The sequence below is a fragment of the Stenotrophomonas sp. HMSC10F06 genome, assembly GCF_001807865.1.
GTDB classification, from domain to species: domain Bacteria; phylum Pseudomonadota; class Gammaproteobacteria; order Xanthomonadales; family Xanthomonadaceae; genus Stenotrophomonas; species Stenotrophomonas bentonitica_A.
Genome location: NZ_KV791257.1, coordinates 16,949 through 34,950 on the forward strand (window position 1 = coordinate 16,949; position 18,002 = coordinate 34,950).

Consider the following 18,002-nt stretch of genomic DNA (forward strand, 5'->3'; position numbering starts at 1 on the left):
ATGCGCAGGTCAGCGCGAGCAGGGCCGCGCCATGGCGGCAGCGGGAGGGCAGGGCATTCCAGTGCATGGGGCGCTCCACGGGCAAGTGTCGGTTCACTGTGTCCGGCCGATGCGGCACGTACAACCGCCTTTCTACGCGTCCGGCCTCAGTATCTTTACGGGTGCGCGACCACGCGCACCGGCGGCAGCCCGGTCGCCGCATCACCCAACGGAAAGCGCACTTCGACACGGGTGCCGCCCAGCGGGCTGGAACCGATCTGCAGGCTGCCACCCAGCAGCCGTGCGCGCTCTTCCATGCTGATCATGCCCAGCCCCGGCGCCGCCGGCGTGCTGCCCGCTACCGGCATGCCGATGCCATCGTCGTCGACCCGCAGCAGCAGTTGCTCGCCGCGCACCGTCACCAGCACATGGGCGGTACTGGCATGCGCGTGTTTGTCCACGTTGTTCACCGCTTCCTGCACGATCCGGAACAGACTCAGCTCGCGGTCGTCACCGAGCCGGGGCGGGTTTTCGATCCGGCATCGCACGCGCAGCGCGCCACGTGCATTGCGCTTGATGCAGAACGCATCGAGGGCACTGGCCAGGCCGGTGAAACGCAGGATGCTCGGATGCAGTTCGTGGGAGATCGACCGGATGTCATTGGACACCGTCAACAGCTGGTCCTGGAGCTCGACCACGCTGTGGCGTTCGGCGTCGGGAATCTGGTTGCGCAGCGTACTCAGGCAGATCGAGATCGCCGCCAGCGACTGGTTGACGTCGTCATGCAGGTCGCGCGCGATGCGTGTGCGCTCTTCTTCCTGCACCACCAGCATCCGCCCGGTCACCTCCCCCAGTCGACGATAGGCCTGCTGCAGCTTCAGGTGATTGGACAGCTTCTGTTCGGACAGCGCGCCAAGGAACAGCAGGGCGCAGCTGGTGCCCAAGGTCCACACCTGGGCGGTGATCAGGTTGCGCTCGGGTGTCCAGAAGGCAAACGGTCCTATACCGGCCATGCTCAACTGCATCGCCAGCACCGCCACGACCAGCATGCACACCGCCGCGCCGCTGACCCCGAACACGATCAACGCCCAGATCAGCAGCGGAATGGGGGCCAGCACCAGCAGCGGGGTCATGACCCCTTCGGGCCAGTCCATGCCCCAGATCACGCCGAGCACGCCCAGCAGCAGCACGGCGACGGCGACGGTACGCCAACGCCAGCCGGCCCGACGTTCCGGTGTCTGCAGCACCCGCGCGATGTTGACCACCGCCGGCACGATCAGCAGGTAGCTCACGCTGCTGCAGAGCAGCCGTGTGAGCAGCACGCCCGGTGCCAGCCCGCGGGGTGCATCGGGAAAGACGAGCATCTGCCACCACGCCACGCATACGGGAAGCGCGATGCCCCCGAGCACGACGAACAACGCGATATCGCGATATCCCTCCAGCGGCGAACCCGTGCCGCGCCAGCGCAGCAGCAGCCAGGCCGCGGCGGCCACGAGGACGAGTTCACCGGCACTGGCCACCAGCCCACTCAGCCCGACGAACGGCACCAGCACGGACGCCAGCACGGTACCGGCCGCGGCCGCCAGCAGGCAGGTGCGCCACTGCGGGCGCGGGGTGAACAGCAACCAGCCCATCAAGAGCGGTCCTGGAATCCACAGCACGTGCAGGCGAAACCCGGGCATCTGCGCCAGCGTTGGCAACAACTGGCCGAGCAGGCAGCCGACCAGCAGCGGCAGGACGTGCGTGAATGCGATGCGAAGCGCGGGTGATGGGTGTGTGGAGGTGGTGGGGCTGACCGAATCGTCCGATGCTGCTGCACGGGTGCTGTCGACAGGAGCGATGTGCGTAACAGACGCGTTGACGCGCACGTGGACCTCGGTGGGTGCGTGAGGAAGCTTCGGATCGAGGCCCGTCCCCGAGGCGCGCAACGCCTCCCCCGGACAGGTCTTAATGTGATGCGTTTCACGCTTGCGGGTCAGCGTGTCACCGCTTGTAGCGATGTCGTTTCCGCCCCACAATCGCGCCGATGTAAACAGCTTGTGCTCCGTCGCGCTATCCGATTTCCGACCTGTTCGAGGAACTGGCATGGACGAACCGATGGCCCCGTACAGCCGCTTCGTCGTCGATGGCTTCGACGCCGATGCGTTGCTGGGGGTAGTGCGCGACACCCGCTTCGAACAGCGTCTGCTCGCCGCCGGACACTTTCGCGCGTGCCTGCAGCGGCTGGTCTTTCCGGAGTTCAGCCTGGACAGTGGCGCCTATACGCTGCCGATTTTCGCCAGCGGCAGTTTCGGCGAAGGATTGATCGCACTGGCGATGGCCGTGTCCTGCCAGCAGCCGATGTGGGCCAACGGACGCTGGGTGCCCGCGGGCCAGGTGATGGTGTTCGCCGAGGACAGCGAGCTTAATGTGCGTCCGCAGCCCGGGGGCTGGCAGTGGGCCGTGCTGCTGATTCCACGCGAGGTCCTGCAGCGCGAGGCCGTGGCGCGGGTAGGCCGCGAACTGCGCCTGCCACGCCGTGGCTGGTGCAGCCGACCGGCCACCCCTGCGCACGCGCAGGCACTGCGTTACGGCGTCTTTTCCGCACTGGACACGGCCGCCCGTTGGCAGGGCCTGATCACGCCGGAGCAGCTGGCGGCGCAGTCGGCGGTGCTGCTGGGCGTGTTCGTGGATGCCGTCAGTGCCGCCGATGCCGGGCCGCAACGACGTGCCGATGGCAGCTGGATCGAACGCCACCGCGCCGCCGTGGTGCAGCGGGCCGAGGACTATCTGAAAGCCCATCTGGACCGGCCCTTCGACAGTGCCGCCCTGTCGCTCGCGCTGGGCGTGGGCGAACGCCAACTCGAACGTCTGTTTCGTGATGCCTACGGACATGGGCCCTGCCATTGGCACCAGCTGGCCCGCTTGAACCGCGCGCGCAGCGCATTGCTGCAGGCTGACGCGCACGACAGCGTGACGGACATCGCCCTGCGGTTGGGCTTCGGGCATCTCAGACGCTTCTCGGTGACGTACCGGAATGTCTTCGGGGAATGTCCACGAGACACGCTGAGACGCTGAATGCCGGCCTGAACACGCTGCGGGTCGAGCGCCGTGATGGCGTGCATCGCATCACGATCCCATCACGGCGAGGCTCGCATGTTCGGCTGGCTGCAGATGCACCGGGACGACAGAACGGGATGACAGTACGCCCGGCGTAGTGGGCGATGGCGGCCGCACCTGCAGGTCAATCAGGGGAAGATTGAAACCAATGGAGACAATGCAATGGGCGTTTCGTGCGCGCAGTCGATGTCCGTACCGTTCCGCAAGGTGGTCGTCGCCGATGACCACATGCTGGTGGCGCAGGGTATCGAGAGATTGCTGATGGACTGTTTCGAATCGATCGTACTGGTGTCCTCCGGCGAGGAACTGCTGGACTCGCTACGCCGCGAATCGCCGGACGTGGTGGTCTCTGACATCAGCATGCCCGGTATCAGCGGCATCGACGTGATGCGTCAGGCCCGCAGCGAGGGCTGCCTGACGCCCTTCGTGTTCCTCACCATGCACGACGAATCGAGCATGGCGGCCGAGGCCATCCGGGCCGGTGCGCGGGGCTACATCCTCAAAAGCGCGGCCGGCGATGAACTGGTCCGCGCGATCAATGGGGTGATGGACGGCCAGACCTATGTGACCCCGACACTGGCGGCCAACGCGATCGTGGCATCGGGTCGCAGCCAGTATGTACTGACCGACAAGCAGCTGCGCATCCTGGAATACGTGGCGCGCGGCCTGCGCTCCAAGCAGATCGCTTACGAGCTTGGGGTATCGGTGCGGACGATCGAATCGCACAAGTACGCGATCATGCAGGAGCTGGGCGTGCACGGCACGCTGGAACTGGTGCGCAAGGCCGAGTTGGAAGGTCTGATCCGTCACTAGGCCGCCCGCCTGCGGATGGGCAAGTAGATTTACTTGCCCGCCACCGGTTGTTTTTCCCTTGTTACCGAACCGTGTCCGGCCACACCATCGTGGCAGGCATCGAGCGGGCGAGTGCGATGAATGCTGTCCGTGTGTTGCTGGCCGAAGATGGATGCGCGATGGGGCGGCAGCTGCGTGGCTTGCTGTCCCAGCAGTTCCAGGTGATTGGCCTGGTCCAGGATGGCGCCTCGCTGGTGCAGGCGGCGCAGAGCATGTTGCCGGATGTGGTGGTCACCGATATCGCGATGCCGGAAATGAATGGATTGGAAGCCGCACGTCGGCTGCGCCTGCAACGCCCCGTGCTGGGCGTGGTGTTCATCACGGTGCATGCCGAGCCCCAGATGGTGTCGCAGGCGATGGCCCTGGGTGCGTGCAGTTATGTGCTCAAATCCGACGCAGGCGATGACCTGCTGCCGGCGGTGGCGGCCGCCCTGAAGGGTGAATCGTTCGTGTCGCGCTCGCTGCGCGGCCTGCGCAAGGGCTGATCCCGCTAATGGCGAGGGCCGTCAGACCAGGATGCCGAGCAGCTTGCGGGCCAGCTCATCCACCGACATTGCCAGCAGCACCAGCGGCAGCAGAGGCACGACGGCGTGCAGGGCGATCCAGAGCAGATTCCAGCGGTTCAACGGCAGCACCGACATGCTGGCCAGGCCCTTGTAGACGCCGCTGAAATCAGCGAACGCGGATGCATCACCATGGTCCAGCAGGGAGTCCGTGTCGGCCTCCTGTCGTGACCCTGATCGCCAGCGCTGGTCGAACAGCGCCGCGGCGCGGTTGCCCAGCGCATCGAAGCGGTACAGCGCATGGCGCTTGGCCCGCATCATGCTCGGCATCATGACCAGCAGCGGCGCCACCAGCAGGAGCGTGGCACCGATGACATAGCCGGCCAGCAGGTGGCGCAGGTCATACAGACTCTCGCCCAGATAGTGAACATGATTGACACACGCACCGGCGACCAGGATGCCGCCGGTCAGGGCGAGCACCGCGAAGCGTTCCTGCGCCATGCCCAGGAAGGCCAGACCGCCAGCGCCATCCGGGTGCTCTGCGTGCAGTGCCAGCCCTACACGCGGCAGGCGCCAGAGCAGGCCGGTCCACAGCACGAAGCGCCATAGCCAGAGCAACGCCACCAGCCGGAACAGCGGCACGGCGACCCATTCGTACCAGCGTCCGGCGGCCGTCAATGCACCGTGCTCCAGGCGCCAGTCGGCGACGCCCGGCAGCAGGCTCACGCTGTCCGTGCCGAACAACAGCGGCAGCCATGCGATCACCACACAGAGCGCTTCAGGCAGCCAGCCATCGCGCCAGCGGCGCACCTTCGCCAGCAGCGCGGTCAATCTGCCCTGTCGCTGCGGTGGCACCAGGCCGGCGCGGGTCAGTTGGCGAAACGCATTGCGCAGCAAGGTGTCCGAGCGCGGTGCGGCAATCACCAGCAGAGGCATCGCCAGCAGCACGCGGGCGAGGGTGGCGTAGTCCCCCAGCAACGGCATGCCCGGGGGGAGCGTCCACAGGGTGCCCGCGCGCGCGGTCAGCACCACCAACGGCGCCAGCGAGATCACCACCAATGCCGCGGCCATCCACAGCGAGAGGCGGGCGGTGCCGCGCAGCATGCCGGCGGCCTGCAGCAGCCGATGCACCAGTCCGCCGCGCATCAGGGAGTAGTGGTGCTGGTCCAAGTGCATGGGGGGCCCGTGGCGAAGAAAGAGAAGGCGCGGCTGCAGCGGGCAGCGGACGCGATATCGCTGAGCATAGCGCTGCCTTTCCACGCGTTGGACGCAGTAAAAATACTGGAGAGGTTGCAGTAACAACTCGATTGTGTGGCTACCGGGCGGCGCCCAAGCTGGAGGCCTGACGCAAGGATCCCGCCCATGCTCCTGGTGATCGATATTCTGACGCGCTTCTGGACCGACATGATCGATCGCGCGGATGGCCCCATGACCTTCCGCTTCTTCCTGCAGCCGACGATGGCGCTGATCGCGGCGTTGATCGATGGCATCAAGGATGCCAAGGCGGGCAAGGCGCCCTATGCCTGGCTGATGGCGCACAGCTCTGCTGGTGACCGGCTGGTCGCCTGGCGCGAAGGGGTCACCGCAACCGCCCGCATTCTTCTGCTGGGGGTCGGCATGGATGTGATCTACCAGTTCCGCATGTTCGGCGCGTTCAAGTATCCGGTGGAAGCCTTCGTCATCGCGGTCGTGCTCGGCTTCCTGCCGTATCTGATCCTGCGCGGACCGATTACCCGCATCGCCAGCTACTTCCTGCACCGCAAATGACCCCCTCACGAGACGACCAGCCGATGAGTGCCCAGGACCCTCGCGAGCAGCTGACCGAGCGTGCGCTCACCATCGAGCAGGCCAAAACGCTGCTGGGGGGTGCCGATGCCACCTCGATGGAGCTCTCCTCGCGGCGCACCGGGATGTCATTCCAGCGCACGCGCATGAGCGCGGAGCGCACGCTGATGTCGATCATCCGCACGGCGCTGTCGCTGATCGGCTTCGGTTTCACCATCTATCAGTTCTTCGGCCACATGCTGGAGGTGCCCGGCGTCGGCCTGCGTCCGCATGCGCCACGCAACTTCGGCATCGCGCTGGTCGGCCTCGGCATGGTGCTGCTGACCCTCGGCATCCTCTACCACATCCGCTACATGCAGGGCCTGCGTGCCGAGCGCGAGGAGATGATCCGCGAAGGCCTGATCCACGGGGAGAGTCACTACCCGATCTCGCTGACCCTGATCACCGCCGGCCTGCTGTGGCTGCTTGGCCTGCTGGCGATCGTCAGCATGACCTTCAACGTGGCGCCGTTCGCATGAGCGTCGTGGCCGATAGCATGATCGAGCTGGCTGGCGGGGTCTTCAGCATGGGCTCCAACGATCACTATCCTGAAGAACGCCCGGCGCACAAGGCGCGGGTAGGGCGGTTCCGGATCGATCGCTACCCGGTGACCAACCGGGAGTTCGCCCGCTTCATCCAGGCCACTGGCCACGTCACCGCAGCCGAGCAGTCAGCCGATCCGCGCGACTATCCCGGTGCGGACCCGGCGCTGCTGCAGCCGGCCTCGGTGGTGTTCGTGCAGCCTCCGCACCCGGTGGACATGGGCAACACACACAACTGGTGGCACTACATTCCCGGGGCAGACTGGCGGCATCCGCGGGGTCCGCTGTCCAGCCTGCAAGGCCTGGAGGATCACCCGGTGGTCCACGTCACCTTCGCCGATGCGCTGGCCTATGCCCGGTGGATGGAGAAGGACCTGCCGACCGAGGCCGAGTGGGAATTCGCAGCGCGTGGCGGCCAGGAGAGGGGTGAGTTCGCCTGGGGCGACACCCTCATTCCCGGCGGCCGCCACCAGGCCAATACCTGGCAGGGCGAATTTCCCTGGCAGAGCCTGGATGAGGACGGCCACCGCTGGACGTCACCGGTCGGCAGCTATCCGCCCAACGGATACGGGCTGTACGACATGATCGGCAACGTCTGGGAATGGACCCGCGACTGGTACCAGCAGCACGACCAGCTGCAGAGCAGGCCGTGCTGCGCGATCGACAACCCCCGTGGCGGCGCGCGCGAAGGCAGCCACGACCCGCGCGACCGCAGTGCGATCCCGCGCCGGGTCATGAAGGGCGGCTCGCACCTGTGTGCGCCCAACTACTGCCGGCGCTACCGGCCGGCGGCCCGGATGGCGCAGCCGATCGACACCTCCACCTGTCACCTTGGCTTTCGTTGCGTGGAGCGGGGATGAGCCGCCTCTGCCACCGCCAGGTGCGATACCGGAGCATCCCGCATGACGCCTCTGAAGGCATGGCTGATTGCCGTCACCGAGCCGGTCGTGGTCATCATCGATGCGATGGCACTGGTGCTGATCGCGCTGGCCACGGCGGTGGTGTTCGTGCAGGCGCTGCGGCTGGCGCTGCGCGGCCACCCGACCAACGTGGAGCGGCGCGCGGTGTGGCTGGCGTATGGCCGCTGGCTGGTGGCCGGGCTGACCATGCAGCTGGCGGCGGACATCATCGAATCCTCGATCTACACCGACTGGGATGCGATTGGTCAACTGGCCGTGATCGCGGTGATCCGGACCTTCCTGAACTATTTCCTGGAGCGCGACATCGAGGAGGTGCGCGAGCGGCAGCACGCACCGCGGCCCACGCCGGACCCGTCCTGATCCCGCGCACTGCGATTCCCCTTCCGCCCCGGAGGCCGATGCCATGAACACCCCTGCACCCACCACGCCCCGGCCCCGGCCGCGCGGCCCGCTGGCCCTGTGCCTGGGCGGACTGCTGGCGCTGGGCAGCGCTCCCGTCGCAGCCACTGAAGGCGCGCTGGGTCGCTCGATCACCGGCATGCAGATCACCTCCTACGCCGGCGTCATCCCGCCCGAGCCGGGCATGCAGTGGTCGCTGAGCTACATCCGCTACAACGGCAAGATCAGCGGCGACCGCCCCGCGCCCATCGCCGGGCAGATCTCGTTGGGCCTGGAGGCCGACGTGAACCTGACCGCTGCCACCGTGGTGTACGTATGGCCGACCCAGGCCGGGCGTTGGAATTTCGCCTCGATGCTGACCGTGCCGTACATCGATGCCGAGGTCACCGCCAACCTGGCAGGCCCACTGGGCAACCGTTTCCAGACCAAGGACCATGCCTCCAATCTGTTCGACGTGTACTTCGCCCCGGTGATCGCCGGGTTCCACATCAGCGAGGTGCAGCACCTTTCCTTCGGCGTATACGTATATGCGCCCACCGCCAAGTACGACCCGAACCGGCTGGCCAATCCAGGCATGAACATCTGGACGTTCTCGCCCAGCGTGGGCTACACGCACCTGTTCCAGAAGGGCACGCTGGAATTCAGTGTGCTGGGCGCCACCGACTGGTACACCCGCAACGACGATACCGACTACAAGAACGGCGTGGTCGCACGGGCCGATGCGCTGCTGGTCAAGCGCACCGCCAGTGGCTGGGGGTTCGGGGCGGCCGGTGGCTGGATCCAGCAGTTGCAGGACGACAAGGGCGACACCGCCGACCGCCTGGGGGGCTTCAAAGGCCGCTCGTTTGGTATCGGCCCGGTGCTGACCTACGGCAAGAAATGGTCCGGCGGCGAGCATGTGGATGTGTCGTTCCGCTATGTCGGCGAATTCAGCGTCAAGAACCGCTTCGAAGGCGACCCGTGGAGTCTGTCGATCAGCGGCGGCTTCTGATCCCGGTCGCCTGACGGCGGCCACCTGTTTACCGTGCCATGGAGTAACGGTCATGTCCTCTGCCATTCCCCCGGTTGCGTGGTCGGCCTGCCTGATGCTGGCGGCGCTGGCGCCCGTCGCGCACGGCGCCACCCGTGTTGCCACTCCCGTCTCCCCCCCGGCTGCACCGGCCGACGCGCCCGAGCGCGATCCCGAGGCGTTGGCCGCTCTGGACCGCATGGGCGCTGCGCTGCGTGCGCTCAAGCAGTTCTCGCTGACCTCCGATGCCAGCACCGAGATCGTGCTGGAGGACGGCCAGAAGGTGGAGCTGGATGGTGTGGTGACCTACAAGGTGCGCGCCCCGAACCAGCTGTTCCTGGAGCTGCGCAGCGATCGCCAGCTGCGCCAGCTGTTCTACGACGGCAAGGCGTTGTCGCTGTATTCGCCGCGCCTGAAGTACTACGCCCAGGTGGACGGACTGACCAGTACGCTGGGCGAACTGGTGGACGATGCCGCCGCCCGCTATGGCATCGACATGCCGCTGGCCGACATGTTCCTGTGGGGCACCGACAAGGCGCCCAAAACCGCCATCCGTGGCGCGCTGCACATCGGCGGTGGCACGGTGGACGGCGAGGCGATCGAGCAGTACGCGTTCAAGCAGGATGGCGTGGACTGGCAGCTGTGGGTCAGCAAGGCCACCGCATTGCCGAAGAAGCTGGTGATCACCTCACTGGATGATCCGGCGCTGCCGCAGTATCGCGCCCACCTGCGCTGGGACACGCGCAGCGCCGTGCCCGCGACCGCCTTCCAGTTCACGCCGCCGGCCGATGCGGCCCGCATCAAGCTGGTGCCGGTCGCGGTGGTCGTCACCGATGCTGGGCAGGAGAACTGACATGCGTATCGTGATCAACCGCTTTTTCGTGGCCTCCTCCCTGGCGGCGGGCATGCTGCTGGTGGTGTTGCTGGCCGTGTCCGCATCGGCGAGCGCGCAGCGCAGCGGCTTCCATGGCGGTGGCGCGCGCGCCAGTGCGCATACCAGCATCAACCGCCCGGTGCAGCGCCCGCAGGGCGGCAACGTGAACCGCGGGGCCAACATCAACCGCAACATCGACAGCAACCGCACCGTCAATCGCAACGTGAACCGCAACGTCAATGTGGATGTGAACTACCACGACGACCACTGGAACCACTGGGACGATCATCCCTTCGCCACCGCTGCAGCGGTGACGGCGGGCGTGGCCGTGACCTCGGCGGTGATCGGTTCGATCGTCAATTCGGTTCCGCCCAGCTGCGTGACCACGGTGATCAACGGCATGGCCTACCAGCAGTGCGGCAATGTCTGGTATGAGCCGCGCTATGCCGGGACCACCGTGCAATACGTGGTGATCAATCCGCCGCGTTGACTCGGTAGTTTTTCCCGCCTCTCTACCGTAGTTATGCGCATTACGCGTGGCCGGCAGTGCACTACCGTGGGGCTGGAACCACTGGCCACCACGGCCCGCCCCAGGACGGCTGCGACCGCAGCGCGTCTTTCCATCCCGCCTTTGGAGACTCGCGTCATGAAAGCCTTTGCCATCGCCGTCCTGGCGACTTCTCTGGTCGCCTGTGCATCCACTCCGACCGTCAAGACCGACTTCGATCCGTCAGCCAGTTTCGCCTCCTACAAGACCTACACCTGGGCGATGAAACCCCAGGCGAGCTCGCCGTTGGTGCAGCAACGCATCATCGACGGCATCAACGCGCGCCTGCAGGCCAAGGGCCTGCGCGAAGCGCCCAACGGCGACATCGCCCTGGCGGCGCATATCGCCACCGGCCAGAAGCAGACCCTGGATACGTTCTACTCCGGGACGGGCATGGGCGGCTGGGGCTGGCGTGGCGGCGGCTGGGGTGGCGGGATGGCCATGGGTAATGCCACCACCACGGTGCACACCTATGACGTCGGCACGCTGGTCGTGGATATGTTCGACGCCAAGACCAAGCAGGCGGTCTGGCGCGGCACCGCCAGCGGCACCGTGCCGACCTCGCCGGACAAGGTCAACGCGGCGGTGGAAGCCGGCCTGGACAAGCTGTTTGCTGCGTTCCCGCCGGGCACGACCGCCGCACGCTGATCACTGCGGCACGGCCTGAGATGCGTTCAACCGCGTGGGCCCGCGCCGGGCTGTTCCCTCCCACCGGCACGGGCCCGCGCACTTGGCTTCCCATCCCCGAGGTGCCCCCGTGTCGATCGGCCATGCCGTACGCCTGCTCTCGCTGTTGGGCGTGCTCACGCCCTGCGCCGCGATTGCCCAGCAGCCCGCCGCTCCATCGCCTGCGCCGGCGCCCGCGGCCGCTCCGGCGCCACGGGCGTCCCTGTTCCGTGACGCCGAAGACGGCCGGTTCGACATGTCGCGCTGGTTGCTGGAGCACCGCGGCTTTCTGCCGGTTCCGATCATCGTCACCGATCCGGCCGTCGGCAACGGCGGTGGCGTGGCGCTGGCGTTCTTCCACCGCCCACCGTCCTCGGGGGCGACGGGCGAGGACGGTGCCCCGAAGATGGTTACGCCGGACATCTACGGCGGTGGGGCCATGCGCACCTCCAACGGCAGCGAAGCGTATGGCGTGGGCGCCTCGCTGCACTTCGACGATGACCGTTGGCGCTACCGCGGCGGCGTGGCCAAAGCGTCGTTCAACCTGGGCTTCTATACGCCCGGCACGGTGCTGCCCGCGCAGAAGATCGACTACAACATGGACGGCCTGATGTCCTTCCAGCAGGGCTTCCGGCGCCTGGGTGACCGCAATCTCTATGTCGGCCTGGCCTGGATCTACATGGATCTGGATATCGGCTTCGATGTCGCCTCCGACCGCGATCGTTTCCAGCCACACGAACTGTCCAAGCGCAGCTCCGGGCTGGGCCTGTCGCTGGAGTACGATTCGCGCGACAACCCGTTCACCCCTTCCAGCGGCTGGCTTGGCATGATCGAAGGCAACGCGTATCTGCCGGGGATCGGCAGCGATGCCAGTTTCCAGAGCTATCGCGGGCATGCCTACAGTTACTGGCCGATGGGCAGGCATTTCGTGCTCGGCGCGCGCGCGGATGCCCGCTGGGCCAACGGTGACATTCCGTTCTATCGACTGCCCTACATCGACCTGCGCGGCATCGGCTCGGCGCGTTACCAGGACACGCGGGCTGCGGTGCTGGAGAGTGAGCTGCGCTGGAACATGACCCAGCGCTGGGCGCTGATCGGCTTCGTTGGTGCGGGGCGCACCTGGGGCCGGCACAACAGTTTCAGCGACGGCGCCAGCCAGGTGTCGAAAGGCGCCGGCGTGCGCTATCTGATCGCCCGCCAGCTGGGCATGCATGTCGGCGTGGACTATGCGTGGGGCCCGGAAGACGACACGTTCTACATCCAGGTCGGCAGCGCGTGGCGCTGAAACGCCCCGGGCACCCGGCGTCGCGCGCCTCGGCGCTCGCAGTGGCGTGGCTGTGCGCCAGTGGCGCCCTGTCGCCGCTGCAGGCTGCCGAACCGGTGGTCGCTGCCGCGCCCGCAGGCCAGGCAGACCACTGCGGCGTGCGCGGCCCGGGTGACACCCGGCCACGGATCGGGCTGGCGCTGGGCGGCGGCGGCGCACGCGGTATCGCACACGTGCGCATCCTCAAGCAGCTGGAGGCGCTGCATATTCCGGTGGACTGCATCGCCGGTACCAGTGCTGGCGCGCTGGTCGGTGCCTTGTACGCGTCCGGCTCCACGCCCGAGCAGATCGAGCAGCTGGTGCTGAGCACCGAATGGCTGAGCCTGTTCACCGACACCCTGCCACGCCGTGAGCGCTCGCTGCGGCGCAAGGCCGACGATTACGCACAGCTGGCACCGATCGGCATCGGGCTCGGCGGCGAGGGCAAGGCGGTGGCACTGGCCGGGGGGGTCTCCGAGGGCGAAAAGCTGATCGCCCTGTTCGAGCGCGCCACCGGCGGCGGCCGGGTCAATGGCCGCTTCGATGACCTGCCGATCCCGTTCCGGGCGGTCGCCACCGATATCAATACCGGCATGCCGGTGGTGCTGGCCGAAGGCAGCCTGCCGATGGCGATGCGCGCGAGCATGTCCTTGCCGGGCATCTTCCGGCCGGTGGTGATCGACGGGCACGTGCTGCTTGATGGCGGCCTGTCCAACCAGGTGCCGATCGACGTGGTGCGCGCGATGGGGGCCGACCGGGTCATCGCGGTGGACGTCGGCACGCCCTTGAGCGCGCTGGATCGCGACGCCAGCCTGGTGGATGTGATCAGCCAGCTGAGCGGCTTCCTGACCACCCGCAGCGCGCAGGCACAACTGGACAGTCTGGGCGCGCAGGATCTGCTGATCTCGCCCGATCTGACCGGCAAGGTGGCCACCGGCGATTTCGACAAGGCGCGCGAGGCGTTGCGGATCGGCCAGCTCGCCGCCGACCAGGCCGCGCCGGCGCTGCAAGCGTTCGCGCAGGCGCCGCAGGAGTACACCCGACTGGCCGCCCAGCGTGCCGGTCGCACGCATCCGGTGGCACCGGCCACCATCGACTTTGTCGAGGTCGACAACCACACCGGCTATGCCGATGCGCTGCTGCTGTCCTATCTCCCGGTCCACGTCGGCGCGCCGCTGGATATCGAGGCGATGCAGGCCGGTGTACTGCGCGCCTACGGCATGGGAACGCTGGCCAGCATCAACTATGAGGTCAAGGAGCGTGACGGACGCACCGGCGTGGTGGTGTCCGCGTATGCCAAGCCCAACGGACCGGTGTACCTGGAAGCCGGGCTCAGCCTGAGCAACGATCTGGAAGGCAACCACGAAAGCAACCTGCGCGCCGGCCTGCTGTTCTCGCCGCTGTCGCCCTACGGTGCCGAAGCGCGTATCGCCCTGCAGATCGGCAGCGAGCCGGGTCTGACCGGCCAGTACTATCATCCGTTCGATCTGCACGATCGTTACGCCTTCCAGGCGGGCGGCGGGTTCCAGACCCGCAGCTTCAATCTCTACGACGATGCCGGCGACAAGATCGCGCGCTATCGCGTGCGTCGTACCGGTGCGACGCTGGCCGTGTTCCGCAATGTGTCCAATGTGCTGGCGCTGTCGGTCGGCGTGCAGCGGTATACCGGCAATGCGGAGGTGGAAGTGGGCGACCCCACCATTCCGCGGGTGAACTTCGACGAGGGCGCGTGGATCGCGCAGGCGACCCTGGACGATATCGACAGCGTGTACTTCCCGCGCGATGGCTATCTCGTCACGGCGGGGACGTACCAGTCCAGCCCGAGCCTCGGCGCAGATGCCCGCTTCGGCCAGATCGATCTGGATGCCGTGGCCGCCAGATCGTTTGGCAAGCATGCGCTGCAGCTGGGGCTGCGCTATCACGTGACCGCGTCGGGCACGGCGCCGGTGCAGAACCTCTACCGCCTCGGTGGGCGCTGGCGGCTGGCCGGGTTCCAGCACAACCAGTTGACTGGCCAGGACTATGCGCTCGGGTTCGCCGGCTATACCTATGAGCTGGGCAAGCTGTTGGGCCGCTCGGCGCAGGTCGGGGGCACGGTGGAGTACGGCAATGCCTGGCAGCGGCGCAGCGACATGTCACTGAGCGACGGCATCTGGAACGGCAGCGTATTCCTCGGCTTCGATTCGTGGGTCGGCCCGCTGATCTTCGGCATGGGATTCCGCGAAGGCGGCGAGAACGTGCTCTTCATCGAGCTGGGGCAATCGCTGTGATGCCGGCCAGCGGCCGGCACTACCGTGGGGTGCTCGCCTGTCTGGGTAGTGCCGGCCGCTGGCCGGCAGCGCGGGTCACCACACCTGCGAGAGAATTACCCCGAGCGCCCCGCACCAGCACACGATCACGAACCAGGCCAGCACCGCATTGGCACTGATGCCGCGGTGGCGGACGAACAGGCTCAGCACCAGCGCCGCCACCAGGGGCAGCACGAACAGGCTGACGATCCAGACCAGCGGATGGCCATGCATGGGAACTCCTTGGCCTGCCGGCTCAGTTCAATGTCTTGTCGGGGTAGTAGCGGGTGCCCTTGACGGTCAGCTCCGCCGCCAGGCCGCTTTCGGTCATCTGGTACACCCAGACGTTCTCGGAAATCTGCACCGCGCCGGTGAGTCCACCGCCGGCCTTGTCCACCTTCGCTGCCAACGTTGCCTGGCCGCCGATCTCGATGCCGCGGGTGATGAAGTCCTGGTACGCCTCGGGCGTCTTGAAGACCCAGACCAGGTCGAAGGTCTTGGCGCCAAAGCCCAGGCCCGCCTGGACCTCGACCATGCGCATGAAGGTCTCGCGGCCGCTGCGGTTGTCGATGGCCACACCATGCCCGCCGCCGCCGCCGGCAATCAATACCTTGACCCCGAAGCTGCGGAAGACCGCGTAACCCGCCGATTGCTCCACGGCCTGGCGTGCACCGGGCTGCGCGGCATACAACCGCGAGAGCACCGCGGCGGTGGCGGTACGCGCCTGGTTCTGCGCCTCGATCTTTTCGGTGGAGGGCGGTGCGTCACTGCGTGCGGGCGTGGAGGTGCTGCAGCCGAGGGGGGCCACGCCCAGCAGGATCAGGGCGGTGCCGACAAGAAGAGAACGGTTCATGGGAAGCAGCCTCATTCGGGAAAGACCAGCGTCACGATCAACCGGCCGGTCCAGCGACTGGCGTACTGCGGCCGGTCCACGTTGTAGAAGCCGCCGACACCGATGCTGATCGGGGTATGCCCGAGCCTGAGCACTTTGGAGACGGTGGCACCCAGCGGTACCGTCCAGGCATCGCCGCTGGCCGCCTTCCAGTTGTAATTGGTTTCCGAGGTGACACTGAGTGACCAGCCATCGGGCAGGTTGCGGGTCACGAACGGCTGCACGCTGGTGCTGCTGACATCCTCGCGGTCGTCATCGCCGGCAACGGACCAGACATGGTTGGCCAGTGCGCCGACGGTCCACGCCTTGGTCTTGTGGACCAGGATGAAGGCCGGGCCGAGCGAGTACTTGCCCGTGCCCAGACTGTCGTGCGAAGCGGTGTCCAGCAGCGCGGCGAAGCCGTAGCCGAATTCGGTGCCATGCGCTTCCGCCGCGGTCTTGGGGATGTAATACCCCTGCACGAACAGATCGCCGGTGCCGTGTTTGTCCTGCGGAAACTGGTTCCAGCTCAGCGGCAGGATAGGGCGCAGGATGAACTTGCCGCTGTCGCCGACGAACGGAATCACCGGCTGGATCTTCAACTGCTGGTTGTGCGCGTCGCCGCCAGGCCCGACCGAGCCTTGGTAGTTGTACTGGAACGGCACGGAGATCAGCGCCGCACCGGGATCGGCCAGCTTGCGTGCGATGTCGTCGGAGGACGCCGATCCGGCCGGCGCCTGCTGCGCGGCGAGGGGCGCGGCACCCAGCAGGGCGAGCAGCGCCAGCCAGGCCCGATGCCGCCGACACCTCATCGCGGCGCATCCACGACGATGTACTGCACCGTCGTGCCCGCATAGCGCGGCTGATACCAGGCGTTGTCGCACTGCTGGTAGCCGATGCCATTGACGACGACCGTGCTGCAGTCCACCGGCAAGGAGTACACCACCGAGCCGATCACGGCCGACGTGACGGCCACGCCTGCGGTGAACGCGGCGGCGTCCCAGAACGGATGGTCCCAGTACGGCGGCGGGGGCGGCGGAGGGGGTGGCCCGGGCGGATGCGGCCCGGGGCCAGGACCGGGTCCAGGTCCAGGGCCTGGGCCTGGTCCAGGACCTGGAGGATGAGGTCCCGGGCCGGGACCCGGCCCCGGAGCAGGGTGGGGACCGGGACCTGGGCCAGGATGCGGGCCGGGCTCCGGGCGCGGGCCCGGACCGGGATGCGGGGCGGGGCCAGGCCCCGGCGGGCGCGGCGCGAACCCGCCGCCTCCATGAGGCAGACCGCCGCCGCCGAAGCCGCCGGCATGGGCGATCGAGGGATGGGCAAAGCCGCGCAGCCCGGGGCGCGCGTCGGCGTCGGCAGGCAGCAGCGCGGCGCCGAGCATCAGGGTCATCAGGGCCGGGGCCAGCGTGGCGCGCAGGCAAGCGGAACGGTCCATGCTCAGTTCTCCCCGTCAGTGGTCTGTACGGCCAGCGCGACCGGTACGAACACGATCTTCGTCGCGCCCTTGGGATCGAACGCCAACTCCCTGGCGGTCACCGCGCGCCGCGTATCCCAGTTCAACGTCGCCTGGTAGGTCGGCAACGCGGGGTCGCTATGGCTGGTGATCGCCAGCTGGCGGGGCAGGTGGGTCGCGTCGGAAATCCAGACCTGCCAATCCACCCCGGGTTGCCGGAAGGCGTAGTGCTGGGTTGCCTCGCCACCGATGCGGGCGCTGCCGATGCGCAGCGCGGACTGCAGCTGATCGGTCGGAAACGCCGGCGTGCCCCACAGGAACAGATCCGCCAGCGGCAACTCGATGCCATACGTCGTCGCCGATTCGGTCAACAGCGCCTGGCTGCTCTTGTTCAGGCCATCCAGCGTGGCGTAGTACTTGAGTCGCGGCGAGTAGATCGTCAGCGCTTTGCCGTCGTAGAACAGCTGGCGGTGCTGGTCCTCGCTCTGTATATCCACGAAGAAGTGGTCCGGTCCCAGCACGCGATACGCGACGGTGCCCGGCAGGGCGATCTTCTGGCCATCATCGAGCACGTACTCGGTGCTGGTAGTGGCATTGAGGGTGAAGTGCGGCAGCGCGCGCAGGGCTGCGCCCATGCGGGTGAGTGCCTGTACGGCCTGGGCATCAACGCTGGCCGCCGCGGGCTGCGCCGCCAGCGGAGGAGGAAGCAGCAGCAGGGGGCCGGCCAGGACCAGCGCCAACAGCAGGCTCGATGAGGTGCGCGGCATGACAGTCTCCAGAGTGTCGTCAGTGGGGCGCGCGGCGGGCCGACCCTGCTGACACTCTGCGCACCGCCCACGCGGCGGACAACCGGAGTTACACGGTAAGACGCTA

Annotated in this window: 20 protein-coding genes; 13 read left to right on the top strand and 7 right to left on the bottom strand. The window is 67.3% G+C overall.

The features are described from left to right. Nucleotides 1–155: 155 nt before the first annotated feature. Nucleotides 156–1,847 (bottom strand): sensor histidine kinase, encoded by a 1,692-nt coding sequence (locus HMPREF3113_RS03150; protein WP_175440327.1) that lies wholly within the window; start codon nucleotides 1,845–1,847, stop codon nucleotides 156–158. Between the two features lie 217 nt (nucleotides 1,848–2,064). On the opposite strand from HMPREF3113_RS03150, the gene HMPREF3113_RS03155 reads away from it, so the two are divergent. From HMPREF3113_RS03155 to HMPREF3113_RS03165, 3 genes are all read left to right on the top strand, one after another. Continuing rightward, nucleotides 2,065–3,036, top strand: a complete 972-nt coding sequence (locus tag HMPREF3113_RS03155) for an AraC family transcriptional regulator (RefSeq protein WP_070470719.1) — start codon at nucleotides 2,065–2,067, stop codon at nucleotides 3,034–3,036. Between the two features lie 204 nt (nucleotides 3,037–3,240). Continuing rightward, nucleotides 3,241–3,891 carry a response regulator transcription factor gene (locus tag HMPREF3113_RS03160; RefSeq protein WP_070470721.1) on the top strand — a complete coding sequence of 217 codons (651 nt, stop codon included), beginning with the start codon at nucleotides 3,241–3,243 and terminating at the stop codon, nucleotides 3,889–3,891. A 116-nt stretch (nucleotides 3,892–4,007) separates the two neighbouring features. Beyond that, entirely contained in the window at nucleotides 4,008–4,415 is a 408-nt protein-coding gene (locus tag HMPREF3113_RS03165; RefSeq protein WP_070470723.1) for a response regulator, read from the top strand. 21 nt (nucleotides 4,416–4,436) lie between these two features. On the opposite strand, the gene HMPREF3113_RS03170 is transcribed toward HMPREF3113_RS03165, so the two are convergent. Continuing rightward, nucleotides 4,437–5,609 carry a hypothetical protein gene (locus HMPREF3113_RS03170; protein WP_139146286.1) on the bottom strand — a complete coding sequence of 391 codons (1,173 nt, stop codon included), beginning with the start codon at nucleotides 5,607–5,609 and terminating at the stop codon, nucleotides 4,437–4,439. Nucleotides 5,610–5,795: 186 nt separating this feature from the next. Between HMPREF3113_RS03170 and HMPREF3113_RS03175 the strand changes: the two genes are divergently transcribed. From HMPREF3113_RS03175 to HMPREF3113_RS03220, 10 genes are all read left to right on the top strand, one after another. Continuing rightward, on the top strand, nucleotides 5,796–6,200 hold the full coding sequence (locus HMPREF3113_RS03175) for a hypothetical protein (RefSeq protein ID WP_083298698.1): 405 nt from the start codon (nucleotides 5,796–5,798) through the stop codon (nucleotides 6,198–6,200). Further along, nucleotides 6,197–6,736, top strand: coding sequence for a YidH family protein (locus HMPREF3113_RS03180; protein WP_254665231.1), 540 nt, complete (start codon nucleotides 6,197–6,199; stop codon nucleotides 6,734–6,736). Before HMPREF3113_RS03175 ends, HMPREF3113_RS03180 begins: the two co-directional genes overlap by 4 nt. After that, entirely contained in the window at nucleotides 6,733–7,659 is a 927-nt protein-coding gene (locus HMPREF3113_RS03185; protein ID WP_070470726.1) for a formylglycine-generating enzyme family protein, read from the top strand. The genes HMPREF3113_RS03180 and HMPREF3113_RS03185 overlap by 4 nt, the downstream gene beginning before the upstream one ends. Before the next feature lie 42 nt (nucleotides 7,660–7,701). Beyond that, entirely contained in the window at nucleotides 7,702–8,079 is a 378-nt protein-coding gene (locus tag HMPREF3113_RS03190) for a DUF1622 domain-containing protein (RefSeq protein ID WP_070470728.1), read from the top strand. A gap of 43 nt (nucleotides 8,080–8,122) precedes the next feature. Then, nucleotides 8,123–9,109 carry a SphA family protein gene (locus tag HMPREF3113_RS03195; RefSeq protein WP_070470730.1) on the top strand — a complete coding sequence of 329 codons (987 nt, stop codon included), beginning with the start codon at nucleotides 8,123–8,125 and terminating at the stop codon, nucleotides 9,107–9,109. Nucleotides 9,110–9,161: 52 nt separating this feature from the next. Continuing rightward, nucleotides 9,162–9,980 (top strand): DUF2092 domain-containing protein, encoded by an 819-nt coding sequence (locus HMPREF3113_RS03200; RefSeq protein WP_070470732.1) that lies wholly within the window; start codon nucleotides 9,162–9,164, stop codon nucleotides 9,978–9,980. A gap of 1 nt (nucleotide 9,981) precedes the next feature. Continuing rightward, entirely contained in the window at nucleotides 9,982–10,491 is a 510-nt protein-coding gene (locus HMPREF3113_RS18895; protein WP_070470733.1) for a hypothetical protein, read from the top strand. 156 nt (nucleotides 10,492–10,647) lie between these two features. Beyond that, on the top strand, nucleotides 10,648–11,196 hold the full coding sequence (locus tag HMPREF3113_RS03210; RefSeq protein WP_070470735.1) for a DUF4136 domain-containing protein: 549 nt from the start codon (nucleotides 10,648–10,650) through the stop codon (nucleotides 11,194–11,196). A 109-nt stretch (nucleotides 11,197–11,305) separates the two neighbouring features. Further along, the gene (locus tag HMPREF3113_RS03215; RefSeq protein WP_070470737.1) at nucleotides 11,306–12,499 is read left to right on the top strand and encodes a BamA/TamA family outer membrane protein; all 1,194 of its coding nucleotides are present in this window, start codon (nucleotides 11,306–11,308) and stop codon (nucleotides 12,497–12,499) included. Then, entirely contained in the window at nucleotides 12,490–14,787 is a 2,298-nt protein-coding gene (locus HMPREF3113_RS03220; RefSeq protein ID WP_070470738.1) for a patatin-like phospholipase family protein, read from the top strand. The genes HMPREF3113_RS03215 and HMPREF3113_RS03220 overlap by 10 nt, the downstream gene beginning before the upstream one ends. Nucleotides 14,788–14,862: 75 nt before the next feature. Here HMPREF3113_RS03220 and HMPREF3113_RS18725 read toward each other — a convergent pair whose 3' ends face one another. The 5 genes from HMPREF3113_RS18725 to HMPREF3113_RS03240 form a co-directional block, all read right to left on the bottom strand. Further along, nucleotides 14,863–15,039 carry a hypothetical protein gene (locus tag HMPREF3113_RS18725; protein WP_167390385.1) on the bottom strand — a complete coding sequence of 59 codons (177 nt, stop codon included), beginning with the start codon at nucleotides 15,037–15,039 and terminating at the stop codon, nucleotides 14,863–14,865. Between the two features lie 22 nt (nucleotides 15,040–15,061). Continuing rightward, nucleotides 15,062–15,658 (bottom strand): lipid-binding SYLF domain-containing protein, encoded by a 597-nt coding sequence (locus HMPREF3113_RS03225; protein ID WP_070470740.1) that lies wholly within the window; start codon nucleotides 15,656–15,658, stop codon nucleotides 15,062–15,064. Between the two features lie 11 nt (nucleotides 15,659–15,669). Continuing rightward, a complete protein-coding gene (locus HMPREF3113_RS03230; RefSeq protein ID WP_070470742.1) occupies nucleotides 15,670–16,488 on the bottom strand; it encodes a hypothetical protein in 819 nt (272 codons plus the stop codon). Then, nucleotides 16,485–16,652: a DUF6515 family protein gene (locus HMPREF3113_RS18855; RefSeq protein ID WP_217350029.1), complete on the bottom strand. Its 168-nt coding sequence runs from the start codon at nucleotides 16,650–16,652 to the stop codon at nucleotides 16,485–16,487. Before HMPREF3113_RS18855 ends, HMPREF3113_RS03230 begins: the two co-directional genes overlap by 4 nt. Nucleotides 16,653–17,113: 461 nt before the next feature. Further along, nucleotides 17,114–17,896: a DUF2092 domain-containing protein gene (locus HMPREF3113_RS03240; RefSeq protein ID WP_083298704.1), complete on the bottom strand. Its 783-nt coding sequence runs from the start codon at nucleotides 17,894–17,896 to the stop codon at nucleotides 17,114–17,116. Nucleotides 17,897–18,002: the final 106 nt, after the last annotated feature.